The sequence below is a fragment of the Nostoc sp. DSM 114161 genome (assembly GCF_052692665.1).
This window is the reverse complement of sequence record NZ_CP195141.1, coordinates 2,282,696-2,304,972: the sequence shown is the minus strand read 5'-3', so window position 1 is coordinate 2,304,972 and position 22,277 is coordinate 2,282,696. Positions and strand designations below refer to the sequence as shown.

General features: G+C 43.5%; 15 protein-coding genes. 8 read left to right on the top strand and 7 right to left on the bottom strand.

Translation table 11 applies throughout. The annotated features are described in order from the left end of the window. Positions 1-9: 9 nt before the first annotated feature. Positions 10-801, bottom strand: coding sequence for a hypothetical protein (locus NSTC745_RS09790; protein WP_445636977.1), 792 nt, complete (start codon positions 799-801; stop codon positions 10-12). Between the two features lie 667 nt (positions 802-1,468). On the opposite strand from NSTC745_RS09790, the gene NSTC745_RS09785 reads away from it, so the two are divergent. Then, the gene (locus NSTC745_RS09785; RefSeq protein ID WP_445636976.1) at positions 1,469-2,695 is read left to right on the top strand and encodes a calcium-binding protein; all 1,227 of its coding nucleotides are present in this window, start codon (positions 1,469-1,471) and stop codon (positions 2,693-2,695) included. 158 nt (positions 2,696-2,853) lie between these two features. Here NSTC745_RS09785 and NSTC745_RS09780 read toward each other — a convergent pair whose 3' ends face one another. Beyond that, entirely contained in the window at positions 2,854-3,447 is a 594-nt protein-coding gene (locus tag NSTC745_RS09780) for a DUF1802 family protein (RefSeq protein WP_445636975.1), read from the bottom strand. A gap of 90 nt (positions 3,448-3,537) precedes the next feature. Here NSTC745_RS09780 and NSTC745_RS09775 point away from each other — a divergent pair, with 90 nt between their 5' ends. Continuing rightward, positions 3,538-4,497 (top strand): aldo/keto reductase, encoded by a 960-nt coding sequence (locus NSTC745_RS09775; RefSeq protein WP_445636974.1) that lies wholly within the window; start codon positions 3,538-3,540, stop codon positions 4,495-4,497. A 578-nt stretch (positions 4,498-5,075) separates the two neighbouring features. On the opposite strand, the gene NSTC745_RS09770 is transcribed toward NSTC745_RS09775, so the two are convergent. Continuing rightward, positions 5,076-5,306 carry an MbtH family protein gene (locus NSTC745_RS09770; RefSeq protein ID WP_445638568.1) on the bottom strand — a complete coding sequence of 77 codons (231 nt, stop codon included), beginning with the start codon at positions 5,304-5,306 and terminating at the stop codon, positions 5,076-5,078. 344 nt (positions 5,307-5,650) lie between these two features. On the opposite strand from NSTC745_RS09770, the gene modA reads away from it, so the two are divergent. The 3 genes from modA to NSTC745_RS09755 all read left to right on the top strand — a co-directional run bounded on the left by modA (position 5,651) and on the right by NSTC745_RS09755 (position 11,142). Then, positions 5,651-6,436, top strand: coding sequence for a molybdate ABC transporter substrate-binding protein (modA, locus tag NSTC745_RS09765; protein WP_445636973.1), 786 nt, complete (start codon positions 5,651-5,653; stop codon positions 6,434-6,436). 31 nt (positions 6,437-6,467) lie between these two features. Continuing rightward, positions 6,468-9,692 (top strand): PAS domain S-box protein, encoded by a 3,225-nt coding sequence (locus tag NSTC745_RS09760; protein WP_445636972.1) that lies wholly within the window; start codon positions 6,468-6,470, stop codon positions 9,690-9,692. A gap of 148 nt (positions 9,693-9,840) precedes the next feature. Next, positions 9,841-11,142 (top strand): sensor histidine kinase, encoded by a 1,302-nt coding sequence (locus NSTC745_RS09755; protein ID WP_445636971.1) that lies wholly within the window; start codon positions 9,841-9,843, stop codon positions 11,140-11,142. A gap of 237 nt (positions 11,143-11,379) precedes the next feature. On the opposite strand, the gene NSTC745_RS09750 is transcribed toward NSTC745_RS09755, so the two are convergent. From NSTC745_RS09750 to NSTC745_RS09740, 3 genes are all read right to left on the bottom strand, one after another. Continuing rightward, positions 11,380-14,736: an efflux RND transporter permease subunit gene (locus NSTC745_RS09750; RefSeq protein WP_445636970.1), complete on the bottom strand. Its 3,357-nt coding sequence runs from the start codon at positions 14,734-14,736 to the stop codon at positions 11,380-11,382. Positions 14,737-14,810: 74 nt separating this feature from the next. Next, a complete protein-coding gene (locus NSTC745_RS09745) occupies positions 14,811-16,214 on the bottom strand; it encodes an efflux RND transporter periplasmic adaptor subunit (RefSeq protein WP_445636969.1) in 1,404 nt (467 codons plus the stop codon). A gap of 629 nt (positions 16,215-16,843) precedes the next feature. Further along, complete coding sequence (locus NSTC745_RS09740; protein WP_445636968.1) at positions 16,844-17,464, bottom strand: helix-turn-helix transcriptional regulator; 621 nt, start codon at positions 17,462-17,464, stop codon at positions 16,844-16,846. 163 nt (positions 17,465-17,627) lie between these two features. Between NSTC745_RS09740 and NSTC745_RS09735 the strand changes: the two genes are divergently transcribed. Beyond that, entirely contained in the window at positions 17,628-18,935 is a 1,308-nt protein-coding gene (locus tag NSTC745_RS09735; protein ID WP_445632291.1) for an NF041680 family putative transposase, read from the top strand. A 189-nt stretch (positions 18,936-19,124) separates the two neighbouring features. Further along, positions 19,125-19,625: an MAPEG family protein gene (locus NSTC745_RS09730; protein ID WP_445636967.1), complete on the top strand. Its 501-nt coding sequence runs from the start codon at positions 19,125-19,127 to the stop codon at positions 19,623-19,625. Between the two features lie 114 nt (positions 19,626-19,739). Here the strand turns inward: NSTC745_RS09730 and aroF are convergent, their stop codons facing one another. Further along, positions 19,740-20,612 (bottom strand): 3-deoxy-7-phosphoheptulonate synthase, encoded by an 873-nt coding sequence (aroF, locus tag NSTC745_RS09725; protein WP_445636966.1) that lies wholly within the window; start codon positions 20,610-20,612, stop codon positions 19,740-19,742. 1,105 nt (positions 20,613-21,717) lie between these two features. Here aroF and NSTC745_RS09720 point away from each other — a divergent pair. Next, positions 21,718-22,212: a hypothetical protein gene (locus tag NSTC745_RS09720; protein WP_445636965.1), complete on the top strand. Its 495-nt coding sequence runs from the start codon at positions 21,718-21,720 to the stop codon at positions 22,210-22,212. Positions 22,213-22,277 lie beyond the last annotated feature (65 nt).

The following is a 22,277-nucleotide window of genomic DNA, read 5'->3' as shown; positions in this document are numbered from 1 at the left end:
TTTCACAACCTATATATTTACCTCAAACAACTTGTGAAAATCAGAATCCTTCCTGGCAACCTTTCTCAGGCGCAATAACCTATAAAAAAACACAGATTTCTTAATCAATTTATCACTGATTTTTCGCAATATTGAACGATTTCGATATTCAATATTTTCGTGAATCTCGAAATAGATTTGTTTTTCCTGGGGATTCGATTGTCCTTTTTTGATTCTGATTCGCTCTATATTGTCCTTAAAAAACGGGAATTTATCTTCGCGGTCGAATGCGATCGCCATTCCCACTTTCGCGGCAGCTAGTCCCATAGCATAACCTTCGCCATGATAAATTCCTCGGATTTCAAATAAGTAAGAAATCGTCTGCCAAAGCTGAAAAAAGTTTCTTTCCAATCCATTCTGTCCGCGCATGGCAAACATGAATTCATGGAACCACTGCACTTTGTGAAGGTCGATATTTAGTTTTTCAGCTACTTCTTCTATAACTTGAATTTCTTTCGGGTTCTTGATATTTGCCATGTGTTGCAGCAAATTACAACCAGTTCTAGCTGTGATTCCAGGGGGCCAATTCATTTTTCCGGTTACAGCGCCAAGAATTCGGACATCAGAGTCTAAAAACATGCAACTCTCAAATAGTGAGAGAGCCTTTTCAAGGACGAAGCGTTTATCATGATACCCTTTCACGCTTTGAAGGCTGTGCTTAAATGCCAGAACGTGAGGAAATTCCTTAAAATACTCTGGCCGATCGGTCAGAACGCATAGAGCTGTAGCATTTGTGTGTTGCTGAATATCTTTAGCTAGCATCCTTGCGTGAGTACGATATCTGTCACCCACAGCCAAGGTACAAAAGCAGAATTTCTGAGACATGTTCATAGGATGTAAGTGTTCTTATTACCATCCTTTTCCCATGTTACAGTCAATGTGCGGAATATGGGTTTTGGGTTTTAAGAAGGGCAGGGAGCAGGGGGAGCAGGGGAAGGAAGAGTTGTGAAATTGGGATAATTTATTTTTTTGAGTTGTTATACCAATTTGAAAAAAGAATGGGACAGATGGGTAGGGGCTTTAGCATTGTTCATTAGTGTCAACTTAAGCTAAAACTCTTGCCTCACAATCGTTTTACCCCACCCCCAACCCCTCCCCTTGCCAAGGGGAGGGGTGATTTTGGCTTTAGACAAAATCGGGGTGGGGTAACGCGGATCGTGATATTGAATGAGTGAATTCAAAACTATGTCATGACAAACGTTTCACGTTAAGTTGACATGTATGAACAATGTTATGCCCTTACGGATAATTGATGTGTCGCAAACATTATTTGAATTGGTATTACCTGTGCATAAGTCCTGTAACAAACTTGTATATGAGTATATAACAGTTGCTCATCTTCATTAGATATCTCTTATTTTTTCATTTACCCTAGTTTTACCCGATTAATTTCTATATTCAAACTCGAAGTTGTTTAAGAGTTCTAAATATGGCAATTATTAAAGGTTCTGAACTGTTTATATTTGGGGGTATTAGAATTGGTGATGATAACCTTCAAGGAACAGTATATAACGATCAAATGTATGGTTATAGCGGCAATGATACCTTGAATGGTGGTGGTGGTAATGATTCGTTAGACGGTGGCGAAGGAAACGATCGGCTATTTGGTGGATCGGGTGAAGACACCTTATTTGGCTGGTATGGAAACGATCTTCTTGATGGAGGCGATCAAAACGATCGCCTTTATGGTGAAGGAGGTAACGATAGTCTCTACGGGGGCGCTGGCAATGATTACCTTGATGGAGGCGATGGCTACAATTATATGTATGGGGGTGTCGGAGATGACACTTATATTGTTTCTAGTCTTTCTTACTATAACAATGACATTGTAATAGAAAATGCTAACGAGGGAATTGATACCGTTCGTGCAAACGTTGATTATACCTTAGGAGCAAATGTAGAAAATTTACAATTAATAGGATTAACTGTTAGGGGAAATGGTAATCAACTCAATAACTTAATTATTGGCAATGAAGCAAACAATTTCTTATTTGGAGATAACGGCGATGACACTCTTCGCGGTGCATCTGGTAACGATAATTTAGATGGCTGGAATGGTAACGATCGACTTTTTGGGGATGCAGGTAATGATGTTTTATTAGGATACTTTGGTACTGATTCCCTTAATGGAGGCGATGGAGATGACGCTCTTTATGGTGAAGCAGACAATGATATCTTATCTGGAGAATTAGGCAATGACTATCTCGATGGAGGAGATGGCAATGACAATCTTTATGGCGATCTTTACGGTCAAAGTGGTAATGACCAACTTTTTGGCGGAGTAGGAAACGATTACCTTGAAGGTCAAGGTGGAAATGATACTTTAACTGGAGGAAGCGGACTAGACTCTTTTAAGTTTTACTATAGATCGGATGCTGGTATTGATACTATTCAAGATTTCAATGTTTTAGAAGACACAATATATTTTAGCTCCCCATTTGGCTCTGGATTACCTTGGGGTACTTTAAGCAGCGATCGCTTTGTAACAGGTTCGCAAGCGATTGATTATGATGACCGATTTATCTACAACAGTAGTACAGGAATTCTCTCTTTTGATTACGATGGAGCCGGCGATATGGCTCAATTCCAATTTGCACAGCTTTCTTCAGGTTTAGCTTTGAGTGCAGCAAATATTTTTATAACTCCTGCTGGTTAATAGACTCAACTAATTTACCAAGTCTAATTAAATGAGTAGCGACTTAGAGAATAATTGAATGGATCGGTTTGATTCCTAAATCCATTCTTATGCTGCTATCAGTCGCACTCGATCGCATTCCAGAAAAAATTGTACTCAATCGCCTACAATTTGGTTAATTACAACGATGGCGCATACAATTTATCGCCAACAATTCCCCGAATTGTCTCTACTAATTGAGTGTATGCAAAGTCAGATAAAACTGGTTCTGTTCCTTGTAAATCAATTGGTTGGTCTAAATCAATCCATGACTTACAACCGCCGTATTTAGCATAATAGGCAATTTGTTGCTCTTGATGTAATTTATAAGTTCGTAAGAGCAGAATATATAGGGGTTGACGTGGTTTCCATTTGAGGCGATCGCTAATAAAATGCTCGTTCCAAATGTGGAAAGGAAGTAAGGCGTTGACAATAGACTCGTCACTAACTGGCAAAATATCTGTAATTTCAGCCCAACTACCGATGCGAATTGTTTCTGGATGCCAGCCTGACGTTACTGGATAAACATCATTGGCATACTCAGCTTTGAGCATGAAAGATTGTTGATGTTCGTAAGTAGGATAAAGCAAAATCTGTTTGTGGGCAACTTGGAAATGTCCATTTCGTTCGTGGATACCGCCTTTGCGAAGCAACATAATTGTTTTGCCCGCCTCCAAGGCATTTACGGCGGTTGCCCATTCTTTGAGAGCGTGAAAAGTTCTAGTCAATTCCATCACATCTACTGTAATTCTGATTTAATTTCAAGCTAAGACCGATAAAGTATTGAAACTGTCCAGAGAAATGAATTAGGTTAGGAAGCAGTTATGGAAAAGCGATCGCTAGGTACTTCCCAAGTACAAATCACACCTATTCTTATGGGAACTTGGCAAGCAGGTAAAAGAATGTGGGTGGGAATTGAGGATGCTGACTCTATTAAAACAATTCGAGCAGCATTTGAAGCTGGTATCACAACAATTGATACTGCTGAAGTTTACGGTCAAGGACATTCTGAAAAGATTGTAGCTGAAGCTTTATCTGATGTCCGTCATCAGGTGGAATATGCCACCAAAGTTTTCGCCAACCATCTCAAGTACGAACAAGTAATCGAGGCTTGTGAACGTTCCCTGACAAACCTAAAAACTGATTACATCGACCTTTACCAAATTCATTGGCCCTCCGGCGCTTTCAATAGTGAAATAGTACCCATCGAAGAAACTATGAGCGCTCTCAACTTCCTCAAAGAACAAGGTAAAATTCGAGCGATTGGGGTTTCTAATTTTTCTCGCGCCCAGTTAGCAGAAGCCGCAAATTATGGACGTATTGATAGCTTACAACCACCTTATTCTCTATTTTGGAGACAGGTAGAAAAAGATGCACAGCCTTATTGTATTGAACACAATATTTCTATCCTTGCTTATTCGCCTCTAGCACAGGGATTGCTGACAGGGAAATTTGCGGGCGGTCATAAATTTGACCCGGCAGATAACCGTGCTGCGAATAAACTGTTTCAAGGCGAAAACTTTGAACGTGCCCAACAAGCGCTGGAAAAACTGCGTCCTATAGCCCTCCTTCATAATTGTAGCCTTGCTCAGTTAGCTTTGGCCTGGTTAATTGCTCAACCTCAAACAAATGCTATAGGCGGGGCGCGTTATCCCGAACAAGCACAAGATAACGCTTTAGCCGCCGAAATTCAACTTTCTGCTGACGAATTGACAGAAATTGATGCTATTGGACGCATTGTTAGCGATCGCTTAGATAACAATCCAATTATGTGGGATTTTTGACATACAGTATCGATTTAGCAAGTCTAACTTTGGCAGATCCCTTTAACTCTCTTAAAAACACCGTTAGGGATCGAGCTTCCACTACCAGATTGCAAAACCTAACAAAACGTCAACTTTAGTAAACTCAGGGTTGCAACTGAGGAACTTAGTGATAACTTAAATAGTAGGACACGAAACAAAGCAAAACCAAACAAATAAGGGTAATGACTTAGTGTCCCCTGTCATCAACCCAAGTAAATTTTCGCATATCAATATACAAGTGGCGAAAAGTCTAATTGTCAAAGACAATGCCAAATCCTAAAACGGAAAAACGTAGAAATGCGAAGTTTGCTAGTTATCTAGTCCACCTTAGTTATTAACCTTCTGTTAGTTAATTAGTTTAACAATTTGAAACCTGTAAACTCGATAAAACCTGGTCAACCCCGACCAGGTTTTTGGTTTTTTATAGTTATATTTTATACTTAATAAACAAATGTAGAGACATTGCAATTGCAACGTCTCTACCAACAATTTTGTGCGTAAACCTGTTAATGCGTAGATGGATTGTGAGTATTTGGAATTATAAGGTGGGAAATTCCTTAATAATTACGCGCATCTTCTTCCATTCTCTTGCGAAGGCTAAGCGGTCTCATATCAGTCCAAACTTCTTCGATGTAAGCCAAACACTCTTCTTTCGAGCCAGTTTTGCCAGCATCTTTCCAGCCAAGGGGAAGTTCTCTATCAGCTGGCCATATCGAATACATCTCCTCATAATTTACTACAACTTTGTAAACTGTATTATCTACAGATTCACCAGTAGTTGTTGTCATTAGGATATTGGCACTGCTGAAATTAAAAGCAAAAGCAGGGGTTACTGGCCATGAAAAGACAACAGACAGCACAACACTAGCTACAACCACTAGTTTGATAATTACATTCTTCATAATCCAACTGTTTTTGTATTTTGATTGATACCAGTATTTTTACTGGAACCATTTACCGTTGAGGTTATCTTCTGACTTTAATTATTAAAATGCAAGGACAGATAAGACAGTTAAGACAGTTAAGCAAGTTTTTAATAAAAATTAAAGAATAAATCCTAAGTAGAAGGGAGTTGCTGTTAAGCAGTTTGCCTGCGTGGGAATACTAAATAGCAAGTTTTCAGGAATATAGTATGAAACACTTGCGGTGGATGGCATTGTGCTTGATATCGTTGATTTTTGTGTTCTGGTTGGAAAGTTGTTCTGTCGCGCCGACTCAGGTAGTTAACTTAAATTTTGCTGCGGCAGGCATGATGCGCGGTGCGGTGGAGGAGCTGGATCGACTGTATCAGCAGGAACACCCCAATGTCGTAGTCAACTATAGCTTTGCTGGAACCAGAGCGATCGAAACAGCGATCGAGCAAGGAGAAGCCTTTGATGGGATTTTATTGGCAGAGATTCCCCCACTCGATCGCCTGCAAGCCAAAGGGCTAATTCTGCCTGCAAGCCGCAAAGAATTGGTGACTACCGATATTGTCGTCATTGCCCCTGTGGATTCAGCCGTGAAGCTTTCTGACTTCCGAGAGTTAGCAAGCGATCGCATCAAAACTGTAGCAATGGGCGGCAAGGGCCCGGCTGTTGGCAAGTATACCCGCGATATTTTGAATCGCTTAGGAATTGCTCAGATTGTGGAGTCAAAAGCACTCCTGACAGAAGTAGACGTGCGGGAAGTGTTAATAGCTGTCGAGCGACAAGAGGCACAGGTGGGCATCACTTTCCTCTCCGAAGCCAAAACTTCTACCAAAGTCAAGGTATTAGCCACCGCATCAACCGATCTCTATAAACCGATTCGAGCTGTTGCCGCCGTTGTTAAAAGGTCTACCCATACTCAAGAAATGCAGACTTACCTGGACTTTTTAAGTAGCGATCGCGTCAAAGCAGCATTTCCAAAGTATGGACTACGCCCTCTGGTGTCATAGGTAGCAGGAATTTAGACAAGAAGACGTAACCATGAAGCAATCATCAAATTTTCTCAAAAGCGTTGCTGGAGGATTGGGAGCAACCACCTTCTTTGCCTTGACCGTCAGTGGTGTGGCATTTTGGAGCGCCAACCGGACTTTAGAAACTAACCGCCAAATTACTCGACATTTAGAAAACCTGCGGAGTCTCAAATCCTTGGACAGTGCTTTCAAAGACGCTGAGAATATGCAGCGACAATACCTGCTGACGGGCAAGAAAGATGCCGTTAACGTGTTTGGGCTGAGAATGATTGATGTCGATCGAGAAATACGGCAGTTAGAAACCTCGCTGCAAAATCATCTCAACCAACAAGCGCACGTTGAAAAACTCAAAGCATCGATCTTCGTTCGTCTAAAACAATTGCGGCAAGGCATTGAACTCAGGCAAAGCAAGGGATTAGATGCCGCCATCGATCGAACGCCAACGCGACTGCTCAACGAAGTAACGTTGCCCATCCAGGAGATAGAAGCGATCGAAATCGTCGGGTTGCGGGAGAAACAACAAGCTGCCACCAGCGCCGCTATCCAGGCGATAATGACATTTTTGGCAGGCATTATCCTCAACCTGGGGATTATTATGTGGACTTACCACCTGATTGTTAGAGAAACCGTAAAACGGAATCAGGCAGAAACTGACCTCCAAAAGAGCAATCAGATATTCCAAGACCAGACTAATCTGATGCAATCAATCCTCGATAGTATGAGCGATGGCCTAATTGTTGCAGATGAAAATGGTCAATTGGTGATTTTTAACCCTGTTGCCAAAAAGATGTTTGGCATCGAAATAATCAATGCTCAACAAAAAAGTTGGACTGAAGAATATGGGCTATTTCAACCCGATCGAGTGACTCCGATTCCAACAAAGCAAATTCCCTTAGTGCGGGCTTTACGGGGTGAAGAGGTAGACAATATGGAAATATTTGCTCGCGATCGCCAAGCCTCAGAGGGCGTCTGGTTGACAGCTAGTAGTAGACCACTCAAAGATGTCAATGGTGTCTTGAAAGGTGGAGTAGTCGTGTTCCGCAATATTAGCGAACGCAAACAAGTAGAACTAGTACTACAGCAAAGCGAAGAACGATTCCGTTCGCTAATTGAAGCAACATCACAAATTGTTTGGACTACCGATGCTGAAGGCGCATTTGTTACAGACCAACCACAATGGCGAGCTTTTACAGGACAGACTGTTGAAGAAATCCAGGGTTGGGGATGGCTAAATATGATACATCCCGAAGATCGAGAACGCACTCATAAAGCATGGTCAACAGCACTTGCCAAACGCATTATCTATGAAGCTGAGACTCGGATTCAGCGTTATGACGGTGAATATCGCTACTTCAATGTCCGTGGCATACCGATTTTGAATCCAGATAACAGCATTCGAGAATGGGTAGGTGCTAACACAGATATTACCGAACGCAAGCAAGCCGAACAAATACTGCGTCAAACTTTAGACATTCTCGACTCAGCTAGCGACAGTATTATCATTCGAGACATGGATGACCGAATTATCTATTGGAATCGTGGCGCAGAAATCCTCTACGGTTGGAAAAGAGAAGAAGTTATTGGGCAGTACATTCACACATTCCTGCAAACAGAATTTCCTAAACCTTTAGAAAGGGTCTTGAGCGAGTTTTTAGAACTGGGACATTGGGAAGGGGAACTACACCACATCACTCGTGACGGCCGGCAAATCATTGTAGCAAGTCGCTGGACGCTACAGCGCGATCCTAAAGGAGAGTCCTATAGGCAACTGGAAATTAACAACGATATTAGCGATCGCAAGTCCGCAGAACTAGAGATATTACAGGCAAAAGAAGCAGCAGAAGCCGCCAATCGCACCAAAAGCGAATTTCTCGCCAACATGAACCACGAACTGCGAACCCCACTCAACGGCATTTTGGGCTATGCCCAGATCCTCCAGCGCGACCCCGCCACCACCCCCAAACAGCACAAGGGATTAGGCGTAATTTATCAGTGTGGTTCTCACCTGCTGACCTTAATAAATGACATTCTCGATCTCTCAAAACTGGAAGCGCAAAAAATGGATCTCTATCCCCAGGATTTCCACTTTGGCAACTTCCTCACTACCACAGTAGAAATCTGCCGCATCAAAGCCGAACAAAAGGGTATTGCCTTCCACTACCACCCCGCCCACCTGCCCACCGCCGTATATGCTGATGACAAACGCCTGCGACAAGTACTGCTGAATCTGTTGGGCAATGCAGTTAAATTTACTGATTTTGGCAGTGTCACGTTTACAGTTGAGGCAGTCGCAAATCAACAAACAACCCAAACATCAACTAGAATTCGCTTCCAGGTAGAAGATACAGGCATCGGCGTCCCCAAGGAAAAGTTGCAATCGATTTTTTTGCCCTTTGAACAGGCTGGAAAACGCGATCGCAACAGCGAAGGTACTGGATTGGGGTTAGCAATCAGCCAGCAAATTGTTCAAATGATGGGTAGTTCCATTCAAGTTAACAGCACACCAGGCAAAGGCAGCAACTTCTGGTTTGAGGTGGATGTGCCTGCTAGCGATTGGCTGGCCGAACCTGTATCTAGTAATCAAAAGGTGATTGGCTACCAAGGCGAACGGCAAAAAATCCTAGTCATTGACGATCGCCTAGAGAACCGCGCTGTTGTCATGGGAATGCTAGCACCTTTAGGCTTCAAACTCGCCCAAGCTGATGATGGACAAGCCGGACTGGATTTAGCACTCCAGATGCGCCCGGATTTGATTATTACCGATGTGATGATGTCAAATATGAATGGGCTGGAAATGACTCGTCGCCTGCGTCAGTTACCAGATTTTGCACTCACCCCCATTATTGCTTGTCCTGCCAGCTTGTCCCAAGTGGATATGCAGCAAGCGATGGATGCCGGTTGCAGCAGCTTTTTTCCAAAACCAATCGAGTTTACTGGCTTGCTGGGGGAATTGCAACGCCATCTAGAGTTGCAATGGATTTACGAAACTACGCCCCAAGAAGCAGAAGTGTCTGCTGAAGCTTTGAGTCCAGTGGATCTGGTGATGCCGTCATCGCAGGAACTAGCTACTCTTTATCAAGCAGCCCAAGATGGCTTTATGAGTGATATCCAGCAAGAAGCTAACCGCCTTAAGCAACTCAATCCCCAGTATGCCCCCTTTGCCAATAAGCTGCTGGAACTCAGCCAGAAGTTTGACGACGAAGCCATTCTCAATTTATTAGCACCGCATATTTGAGTAGGAGGTAGGGGCAGGGGAGGCAGGGGGGCAGAGGGGCAGGGGGTAAAACCTGGATGGTAAAAGGTTTCGCTGGTTTGGATTTTACATTTCAATTATGTTTGCTTACTTAATATTTTTTATCGATCGCATGTTGAGGAGTTAAGGTATGCCCGTTGAGATGACAGCCGCAAGCGGAACCATTTTGGTAGTGGATGATAACCCTACTAACATTCAAGTGTTGTTCGATGTGTTGAGTGAGATTGGTTATCGGGTAGCGATCGCCAAAAGTGGAGAAGCTGCCCTGCAACGCGTCCAATCTTATCACCCTGATATCATTCTGCTGGATGTGATGATGCCCGGAATCGATGGCTTTGAAACTTGCCAGCGCCTGAAAGCCGACTGTGCCACCCGTGAAATTCCGGTAATTTTTATGACTGCGCTTTCAGACTCAGTAGATAAAGTAAAAGGACTGAGTTTGGGTGCAGTAGATTACATTACCAAGCCCATCCAACATGAAGAAGCCTTAGCCCGAATTCGGGTACACCTACAACTACGTGAATCGCAAAAATCTTTACACCAACAAACCGCCCAACTCTCCCAAGCACTAGACAACCTCAAGCAGACACAGGTACATCTAGTCCAAAGCGAAAAAATGTCTTCACTCGGTCAAATGATGGCAGGTGTCGCCCACGAAATCAATAATCCCGTGACCTTTATTCACTCTAATCTTGCTCCCGCTAAAGAACACATCGAGGATTTGTTGAATTTTATTGAGTTGTATCGTCAATGCCATCCTCAACCTCATCCCCAAATTCAAAACTGGATGGACGAAGTGGATATCGACTATTTACAAACAGATTTGCCCAAGCTAATGAATTCCTTAAAATTGGGGAGCGATCGCATCCGGCAACTCGTTGTTTCCTTACGTAACTTTTCTCGCTTGGATGAATTAGGAACGCATATAGTTGATTTGCATGAAGGTATCGAAAGCACTCTGTTAATTTTACAACATCGCCTCAAAGCAAGTCCTGAGCATCCTGGAATTCAAATCTTACGAGACTATGGACAATTGCCCAATGTAGAATGCCATCCCAGCCAACTCAATCAAGTATTTATGAATATTTTGTGCAATGCCATTGATGCTTTAGAACAGCGCGATCGCCAGCGCACCCTTGAAGATATCCTAGCCAATCCCAGCACAATCTCTATTCGGACTGAACACCTACCAAACCAAGCGATCGCTATCAGCATTGCCGATAACGGCCCTGGCATTCCAGAAAATATCTCTTCTCGTCTGTTTGAGCCTTTTTTCACTACCAAACCCATTGGCAAAGGCACTGGATTGGGGCTTTCGATCAGCTATCAAATTGTTACCCAAAAACACCGTGGCAAAATCTATTGTGAGTCTACACCGGGGATAAAAACCAAGTTCATAATCCAAATTCCTATTCGCCAAGCTCTATCTTAGATAGCTGAAATGCGAACAATATTCTCATAATTATTATTTAAAACTAACTATATTTTTGATTTTTATTCAGTAATTTATACCGATTTAAATAATGTTTGCGACACATTAATTATTTGTAAGGGCACAAAAATGTTGTGCCCCTATTCAAGGAAAGGGGAGTGAAAAGCCTAGTTTTTCGTTACTCCTCACTTTAGCCCATTGCAAACACTAGGGCCGTTTTGATTTCGTGGAGTTGCCTTAATGTTTTTGCCAGGTGTGCTTTTGTAACTTTGTTTGCCACGATTCCATATATGTGTAAAAAACCGGCGTTAAATAAAGTGTGAGAAACTGCGAGAACAGTAACCCGCCAACTACTGCTAAACCAAGGGGACGGCGTGTATCTGCTCCGGCTCCCAAACCAAGGGCGATGGGTAATGTGCCCATCAATGCTGCCATTGTGGTCATCATGATTGGGCGAAATCTCACCAAGCAGGCTTGATAAATAGCATCATAAGGAGTTTTGCCATTGTGACGAGCTTCAATTGCAAAGTCAACCATCATGATCCCATTTTTCTTGACAATGCCAACCAGCAAAATAATGCCCACGAAGGCGTAAATATTCAAGTCAACTTGAAACAGTAGCAAAGTCAGCAGTGCCCCAAACCCAGCAGAAGGTAAGCTAGAAAGAATGGTCAAGGGGTGAATAAAGTTCTCGTAGAGAATTCCCAAAACAATATAAATTACGAAAATGGCAACCAACAGTAGCATTCCTAAACCCTGAATTGAAGACTGGAACGCCTGGGCTGAACCCTGAAACGCTGTACTAATACTAGTTGGTAGTGTTTTCCGGGCAATCTCTTCAATTTTTCCCGTGACACTACTTAGAGATATTCCCGGTTTGAGGTTAAAAGAGAAGGTAACAGAGGCTAGCTGCCCTTTATGGTTAATGGTGAGCGGCCCTACATCCTTGGTCAAAGTTGTTACAGCATTTAAAGGTACGAGTTGTCCGTTGGGGGCGCGAATCGAGAGCAAATCTAGGGCTTGGGAATTTTGTTGATATTTTGGTTCTACGCCCATAATCACTTGATACTGGCTATCGGAGGCGTAGATGGTAGAGACTTGTCGAGTACCATAGGCATTACTGAGGGCAGTTTCGATTTGATTGGCAGTCAAACCGAGAGCCGATGCTTGGTCGCGGTTGATGTCTACTTTGACTTGGGGATTTTTGACTTGTAGGTCGCTGTTGACATCTTGTAACTCTGACAAGTTGCGGAGTTGAGTTTCTAGAAGTGGAGCGTACTGGTAAAGCTCTTGAATATTGGGACTTTGGAGAGTAAATTGATACTGCGCTTTTGTTTGTTGCCCGCCAATATTGATCGCAGGCGGATTTTGCAAGAAGACTTTGATTCCAGGTACAGATGACAACTTCGGTCGCAGTTCCTCAACTATTTCATCGGCACTGAGATGGCGCTCGTGGCGGGGCTTGAGTTCAATTAAAAGTCGTCCGCTATTAGCAGAGGCATTTGGGCCGCCAGCCCCAACGCTAGAGTTAATGGAATCGATATTAGGATCGCGGTAAGCGATCGCAGCTACAGCCTGTTGATGTTTTACCATTTCATCAAAGGAGATATCCTCTGATGCTTGAGTAGTTGCAGTAATTTGTCCCACATCAGCGTTGGGAACAAATCCCTTGGGCACAACTATAAATAGATACACCGTCGCTACAAGAATCGCTGCCGAAATCACCATTGTTGTCCGGTGATACTTCAGCGATATCTTCAAACTCCAATCGTATCCCCGCAACAACAAATCAAAGAAGCTTTCCGAAATATTGTAAAGACGAGTCTGGAAATTTTTTTGGGCATTGGGCATTGGGCATGGGGCATCGGGCATTTCTCCCCCTGCCTCCCCTGCTCCCTCTGCCTCCCCTGCTTCCCCTGCTCCTCTGCTCCTCTGCTCCTCATCCCCCTGATGATGAGGTGGACGCAAGAATCTGGAACACAGCATTGGCGTTAAGCTTAGGGAAATGACGCCAGAAACTAAGATGGCAACGCTGATGGTAATGGCAAACTCACGGAACAGTCGCCCTAAAATGCCTTCCATGAATAGTACAGGGATAAATACTGCTACCAAGGAAATGGTCATTGATAAAATTGTGAAACCAATTTCTCTAGAACCATTCAGAGCTGCTTCCATGCGGCTCTCACCCATTTCCATGTGGCGGACAATATTTTCTAGCATGACTACGGCATCATCCACCACGAAACCCACTGATAAAGTTAATGCCATCAGCGACAAGTTATCGAGTGAAAAGCCCAGCACCAGCATAACTGCAAAGGTCGCTACGATTGACAGCGGTACTGCCAAACTGGGAATGACTGTAGCTGAGATATTGCGAAGAAATAGAAATATTACCAGTACTACCAAAGCGATGGTGAGTAACAGCGTGAATTGTACATCATCTACAGATTCGCGAATTGATTGAGAGCGATCGTAGAGAATATTCATGTTCACAGCCGCCGGAATCTGTTTTTGGAAGCTAGGTAACAGTTTCTTAATTGCATCCACCACCTCGACGGTATTAGTTCCCGGTTGGCGTTGAATTGCCAAAACGATCGCCCGCACGCCAGAATTTTGGATTTGGGCATTGGCAGTCTTGACCGAGGAATTATTCTCCTTGTCCTCCGAAGTTTGGAGCGGAGGAAACCTCCGCTCCAACTTCTCTCCTTGTCTCCCCATCTCCCCATCTCCCCATCTCCCCATCTCCCCTACTCCCTGCTTCGTAGGAAAATACCAACTGGCAATCTTGTCATTTTCCACGCTGTCCAGCACTTGACCGAGTTCGCCTAACTGCACAGGTGCGCCGTTTTGATAAGTTACAACTAAGGAGCGATAATTGGCAGCATCGTTGAGTTGACCGTTGGCTTCAATTGTGTAGTTCTGCTGCTGCCCGTAAAGTGTGCCGGTTGGTAGGTTAACATTTCCGTTAGCGATCGCATCAGCTACTTCATCGATTCCTATGCCTTTAGCACTCAATGATTCCGGATCGAGCTGAATCCTGACCGCGTACTTTTGGGAACCGTACACCTGCACTTGCGCCACCCCATCCACCATCGACAGACGTTGCGCTAACAGCGTTTCGGCGTACTTATCTACAGTTGAAAGCGGCAAAATAGATGAATTTAAAGAGATGTAGAGAACTGGTTGATCTGCCGGGTTTACCTTGCGGAAAGAAGGGGGATTAGGCATATTAGTCGGCAACTGCCTCGCTGCTTTAGAAATAGCAGACTGTACATCTTGTGCTGCGCCGTCAATATCTCGATTGAGGTCAAATTGCAGTGTAATTTGCGTGCTACCCAAAGAGCTAGTAGAGTTCATTGAACTCAATCCGGCTATGCTAGAAAACTGCTGCTCTAAAGGAGTTGCAACCGAGGAAGCCATCGTTTCTGGACTACCTCCAGGCAGGCTAGCCGTTACCTGGAGTGTCGGATAATCCACGTTGGGCAAGTCGCTAACAGGTAGCTGTTGATAACTCATCAGCCCAAATATTAAGATGCCAACCATCACTAGGGTTGTCATGATTGGACGCCGGATGAATAGCTGGGAAATGTTCATCTGAGTTAGGAGTTAGGAGTTAGGAGTTAGGAATGAGGAGTTAAGAGTAGAGACGCGATTAATCGCGTCTGGAGTTAAGAGTTATTCTCACCCTGCCCCCTGCCCCCTGCCCCTTTGCCTACTCCCGGTTTCACCTGCACTGTGGCACCAGGTACTAGATTGAATTGCCCATCGGTGACGATTTGCTCGCCTGGTTGCAACCCTTGTTTGATTGCGGTTTCGTTGCCAATGGTGTCGCCTACGGTAACTGGACGCATTTGGGCTGTTTTATCGGGTGTGACTACAAATACAAATTGCCCTTGCTGTCCGGTTTGGACTGCTTGGGAAGGCACGGTGATGACATTTGGTTCTTCGGTTAGCTTGAGTACTACGTTGACAAACTGCCCTGGAACTAAGCGTTCATCTGTGTTGGTAAAGGTGGCTTTTAGTTGAATTGTGCCTGTTTGGGTATTGAGTCCGCTATCAACAAAGGTGAGTTCGCCCTGTATCGGATGCCCTGTATCTTTTGGAGGTATGGCACTGACTTCTAACTTGCCGTTAGCACTGTACTTCTTCAAATCTGGCAGCAACCTTTGGGGGATGGAAAAGGTAACGTAAATCGGGCGGATTTGGCTGATGGTAATTAATGGATCGGCGGCGTTGGCTTCTACTAAGTTGCCTTGATTGAGCTTCAGGCTACCTGTGCGTCCGGTAATTGGTGAGTAGATGGAACTGTAGGAAAGCTGGATTTTAGCATTGGCGATCGCAGCTTCATCTGCTGCTACTGCTGCTTTGGCATTTTGCACGTCTGCTTGGGCTGCGGCTACGGCTGCTGTGGCATCTGCTACTCCATTTCGATCTGCATTGACTGTTGCCCGTTGAGCATCTGCTGTCGTCTGGAACTGATCTGCTTGTTCCTTGCTGATTGCCCCTTCCTTGAGTAAGCTGTTGTATCTTTTGGCCTGGACATCTGCGTTTGTGGCTTGGGCAACATCCTTGGCTACATTCGCTTTTGCTTGGTTGACTTGGGCGATCGCTTTGGTCACATTTGCCTGTGCCTGTTTCACCTGGGCTAAATCTTTGGCTTTAGCAGCATTAGCTTGCATCAGCGCTGCTTCCAAGGAACGAGAATCAATTTTAAATAACAAGTCTCCTTTCTTCACGTTCTGTCCCTGCTGAAAATAAACCCCAGTCAGTTGCCCACCTACTTGGGACTTGACAGATACTGTAGAATATGCTTCTGCTGTTCCCGTAGCCGATAGCTGTACTGGAATAGTCTTTTGAGTTGCGGTGGCAACCACCACCGGCACAGCTCGCTTTTTACCTCCTTGCTTGCCACTTGATTGAGCGTCAGTTGCACTACAACTAGCACACAAGTAGGTCAAACCCAGCACCAGTATCCATAACCGTCCTCTTGAAATCAAGCCATAAAAACGAGGAATGCTTTGAGCAACTGAAGATAAAGGTTTTGTCGTTTGAACTGAAATTAAACAACGCATATCGACGATCGGGGGAAAGGGAAAGTAGACAGATGTAGTGGTATGTTATTGGTTTTACTAAAGTCAGCCGAAACCAGGCAACTGCATTAGCGATCGCCTGCTTTTAGTTGGTAGTTAATTATCACAATGAGCCTCACCTATTCCCCGAAGGGTAGGGTTTGTTGCCTAATATTGTATTTTCCACAGAATCGTTGCGATCGATTTTTAGTGGAGTAATTTAATATTAGTTCCTCTAACTGTTAGCATACTAAATAATTTATTTTTTAGCCTAGCTCTTAAGAGAGAAATTTGTGTGAAGCTGGCTTGACTTTCGTATGAATATATTGTGACAATTTTGAATAATTCAACTCCAAATATCTGATTATTTATGGTTCCTATTAACTCATAAATTTATATATATTATTACTATTTTATTTTTGCAAATAGCTATACAGACAATGAGCATCGAAGATAAAAATGTATCGTTTTTCTGGAGAAATTAAATATAATTTGTATATTTTGAAGAATATATAAATCTATATTTAATTTTTGAAATTTGAAAATATAAAAAAATGTCGTCAATTTATAGCAGAAATATAGCACATAGATTTACAGTTTTTTTGTAGAATTTAAGGTAAAAACAAGTAAAATCACTCCTTTAACTTCGCAACCATTTCAGCACGGGCACAAACGTCTAGTTTTTGAAACATCCGCTTGAGTAGCTGTTTGACAGCATCGCGACTGATATGTAACTTCAAAGCGATTTCTCGATTGCTTAAGCCTTGGGCAACTAATTGGGCAACATCAACTTCTCGTGGTGTTAGACAATTGGCTAAAGATGGGGCGATCGCCAGGCGAAAAGTTGCTAAACGAACAGATAAATGCTGGCACAGAGAACTCAATTGAATTAGATCGCCATCATTAAAGGCGGGAAGCTCTTTACTACGCAGAAAATAAATTCCACCAAGCAACCGACCAATGCCGATTAGCGGTGCAACCATACCATGTTCGATTCCATAGATGCGGAACACAGATTGATAGAGTTCGCTCTGATACCAATCTTGGAGAGAGTGTACTGATAGAGTATGAACTGGAATTTGATGCTGAATCATCACTTGACTGACGCGATCGCCATTTCGTCCAAGTTCCTGATAGCGATGGCGAAACGTATCAGGTAATCCCCACAAGTCTGACGCAATCACTTGAAAACGGCTATCCAGCAAATCCAATCCCCAAGCACTAGCTCCAACTAATTCACCTGCATACTCCAAAAAGTAAGAGCGCAACTGAGCTTCATTGGATACCGTTGCGATCTTTTCAACTGGAGTTTAGACTAAAGAGCCGACCTCAAAGGAAAAAATAAGGGGTGTGATTGAACACAGTCCCCCTATTAGCAGAAGCTGAGAGAAGAACCACCAACTCTCACCTGCCAATATGAAAAGTGCCTTACTAGAAGAATTTCGTCAAGCAGCGTACAGATATCTAGGTAGAGCGCATGATGTGACTTTTGAACTGACGGATGCAATATTGCTGACTCGTAACGCCTACAGTTTGGCAGATTTATCGCTATCACCAGTATTTAGACGTAAGTGGCCAAGCATCTACGAGGCATTACAAGATAGCAGACCACAGCGACAAAAATTGATGCAGTTATACATCAAACAGATGCCAACGCAGAGCCGTCCGTTGTTAGCAGGCGACCACACAGCTTGGTCACGCCCAGATGCGGTAACTTTGCAGGAGAGGACAATTGAACACAGCAGTGTCACCATAGCCGGAAACAAACCAATTACCGTTGGTCAGGGATATAGTACCATTGCTTGGATACCAGAGGATTCGGGCAGTTGGGCGTTACCTTTGAGACATGAGCGAATTAGCAGTTGGGAAAACCCGATACAAAAGGCAACCTGGCAACTACAGCAAGTGTGTGAACATTTACCAACTAGACCAATTACAGTTTGGGATAGTGAGTATGGCTGCGCTCCTTTTGTGTTGAAGACGACCAATATCAAAGCAGATATTCTGGTACGTTTGCGTTCAAATCTTTGTTTATGGGGCGCACCACCACCATATTCTGGCAAAGGGCGACCCAGGAAACATGGTGACAAATTCAAACTCAATGAACCACTCACATGGAGTGAAGCCAATGAGAGTATAGAAGTCAACCATCCTAAACTGGGACGGGTGAAGGTGAGCTTGTGGTTTAATTTACACTTTCGTCAAACTGCGACACGCCCAATGTCCCTGATTCGAGTTGAGCGTCTGGATGCAGAAGGCAACCTACGTATATCAAAACCTTTATGGTTGGCTTGGGTGGGGGAAGAAATGCCACCACTAGAAGAAGTTTGGCAACTCTACCTCCGACGTTTTACTGTTGACCACTGGTATCGTTTTTTGAAGCAACGCTTGCACTGGACATTACCTAAATTGAGTAGTCCCAAGCAATGTGAGCGTTGGAGTGACCTCATGCCTGTGATGACTTGGGAATTGTGGTTGGCTCGTGATATCGTTGCTGATAACCCTTTACCTTGGCAGAAATCATTAGATAATTTGACTCCTGGCAGAGTTGCTCAAGCAATGGGGAGCATTTTTGCGGTGATTGGTACTCCTGCCCGTTCGCCTAAACCTCGCGGAAAGTCTCCAGGCTGGAAACCAGGAAAACCACGACAACGTAGAATTCGCTATCCCGTAGTCAAAAAAACTACAACTAAGCCCCGCAAAAAGCAACCAGAATCTGCTTAGTACCTTAGATTTTCATCTTTAAAGCCTGTTTCTTTTCAACTCAGCGTTGCTGGGTCGTTTCTTGTTGCTTAGTCTAAACTCCAGTTTCAACCAAAGGAGCAAATTTCATAAACTTATACCCAGTTGGGGACTTGGCTACCTAGCTGCAAGTTTCTATTTTATAAAATTGACCCGCAGTTGAGATTTGCTATGTCTATCCCTGTTACAACATTTTTTGTCGGACTCAATGGCTTGATTGCGTTTGCCCTTTCTTATATTGTCGTAATGGAGCGTACCAGAACTCGAATTTGGCATGGAGAAACTGAGGCACAAGTCATAAACCAGCCAAATTATCTGGAAAATCCCAATCCTTGGGCGGCATTTGTCGAAAGCTATACTCAAAAATCTTTGCTCGCAAAAACTGCTGATGATGGAGTTCTTCAGCGTAAAGCACGCGCACATGGAAATTTTACAGAATATGTACCGTTGGCACTGCTGTTTATCATGACTTTAGAATTGATGCATTCCTCGCCTTGGATACTCTGGTTGATTGGGAGTGCGCTGACTGTAGGGCGGATTGCTCATGCATGGGGTTCGATCGCAATCTATGGCCCTTCACCCGGCCGCGCAATCGGCTTTTTTCTAACTTGGTTTGTCTATATTATTGGTGCTGGTGCTTGTGTTTACTACGGAATTACAGGACTTCTTTAATAGTCTCTTGCAAAACTATTTTTGCAAGAGAAGGGAAAGGGTTTTTTCTTAAAACCCTGACACCAAGAGACTTTCAAAGCTGTTGCCTATTGCCTATTCCCTACTATATTTTGTTCAAGCAGCGCAAACAAAAGGGGCAGGTTTAGAACCCACCCCTTTTGTTTGCGATATGCTGCGCCCGACGGCTGTTGCTACAAGCTTTAAACTATTAACTAAATCCACCATATCTTCTAAAGAAAGTGCTTGACGGGCGTCAGAAACTGATTTTTCTGGTTGTGGGTGACACTCAATTATTAACCCATCTGCGCCGCAAGCGATCGCAGCTCTAGCTACAGGCGCTACTAATTCCCGTTTACCTACGGCATGGGAAGGATCTACAATCACAGGCAGGTGAGTTATTTGTTTGAGTGCTGCAACTGCGCCTAAATCTAGGACGTTGCGGGTGTAATCATCGAAGCTGCGGATACCCCTTTCGCACAGCACCACATCAGGATTCCCGTGGCTGAGAATGTATTCAGCTGCCATGACGAATTCTTCAATTGTCGCTGCTAAACCGCGCTTGAGCAGTATCGGTTTACCAGCTTGTCCTAAAGCTTTGAGCAAATCGAAGTTTTGCATATTACGGCTACCAACTTGCAGCATATCAGCGTGGGCGGCCACTGCTTCGATTTGGGAAATTGACATTACCTCGGTGACAACTGGCATATTGTACTGCGATCGCACCCCCGCCAAAATTTCCAATCCTGACTCGCCCATACCCTGGAAAGCGTAGGGAGAAGTTCGGGGTTTGTAGACACCACCACGCAAAGCTTGTACTGATGCAGTAGATAGCTTTTGCGCTACTGTCTCCATTTGTTCCCAGCTTTCAACGGTACAGGGGCCGCCGATAATTACCAATTCTTCACCGCCGAAAGCGACTTTTTCTGAAAGTTTAACGATTGTCTGGTGATTGGGATGAGATTGTGCAGCAAGTTTAGCGTTAATCATGATTTAATTCTCCTAAAAAATTAAGTATTAAGTATTGGGTATTGGGCATTGGGCATTGGGCATTGAAAGTTTACTCATTATCCATTCCCCAGTCTTTAGGCCTCATTAAGAAAAAAGCCCGGAACCTTTGAGAAGTTCCGGGCGCGTTGTGGTTTATCGGCATAACGCTATTTACCCGGAACTGACTCTGGGCCAAAAGTAAAAGCCGTAAAACCAACTACTCAAATAAGTCACAATGAAATTCTCCTTAAAAGACAAAAACCGCAGAGTTCGCTCTGCGGTTCACCGGGTGGTTTCCATGTGGAAACATAATTCACTCCCGGTGAACCACCCTAAACCAAAAATAAAAGTAGGAATTTGTGTTAAACATTTGCAAGGCGCTTTAGCTGAAAAATTTAAGGAAACTAGATAAACCTATGTATAGTAACATTAACAGGAAGGGTTAGTGGTGTCAAGACCCCCACAACAGCTAAAAAAGCGATAGACTCAGTACAACTGGGGGAATCAAGACTATAGCATTTCTCCACGAGATGCTAGGCGTAGCTTGGTTTTTGTAGAGGAGTCCCCAAAATTCACTCATCACGCTTTGTTCTGATGCCTACGGCAAGTCGTCCTTTGCGCGTCTAGGCTTAAAGGTGGCGCATTCTATCTTAAACAAGTTTCAAATTTCTCTTTGAATTCAGATGCTTAAATTGTAAGCTTTGTTACCCTCGATTTCTCAGAATTTGTGTCATGAAGTTCTCGTTGCTTGTTTGCCTAGAAGAAAGCGGCTTGCGATCGGACATTGTTATAGTGATATAACTTTACAAATATTGCTATGTCATAACTCAATAAATAGCGTGCATAATCAAAAACCAATGGGAAAAAATTTAAAAGTTCAGATGATTAAATACAGCCAATTTTCATTAATCAAAGAAAAGTTACAGCCGAGGCATAGTCGTTCAAAAATTCTGAAAGCTAGGATTCCAAAATCAAAACATCTAATTTTCCTGACTTCTGTTTTTACCTTGTGAAAGCTGATTACAGACAATTAAGAAATGCCATACATCATTCTTACGCAAATCCTTATTCAGCAGCTCAACTTTTTAGAATCAACAGTTTCATTATGCCCAGTCCTAAAATCTTAGCCAAATCTTTTGACTATCATGGAGTTTACCCCTGCCCAGTCTGTCGGATAGGTAAGATTTCTCATATGCCATTGATGGAAGCTATGGCTTGTGACTTTTGCCAAGAGATTTTTACGGTGAACCTAGAACTACAGCAAATCAAGATGCCTTCTAGGCAACCACCCTTGGTTTGGCGTTGGAATGGGTTTAGTTGGGCAGAAGCCCAGTTAGAAGGCGTGGAATTAGGTTGGGGTTATGGACTAGCTGCTATTGCTTTTGTAGTCCTTCCTACTACTCTCATTGGCATAGTAGCTTATTATTTTCCTCCTAATATCAATGAGCCGATAACCTGGATGCCATATATTTGGACAATATTAACTTTTTTGTCACACTTATCAATTATTGTTTGGATTTTTATTGAAGTTTATCAAATTCCAGTTGCAGCATATTTAAGAGCGATCGCTCGATGGAGAAATGGGGAGATGGGGAGATGAGGGGTAGGGGAGGCAAGGGGAAAAGGTTAAAGGGAAAAGGGAAAAGGAATAAATTTAACCTTTCT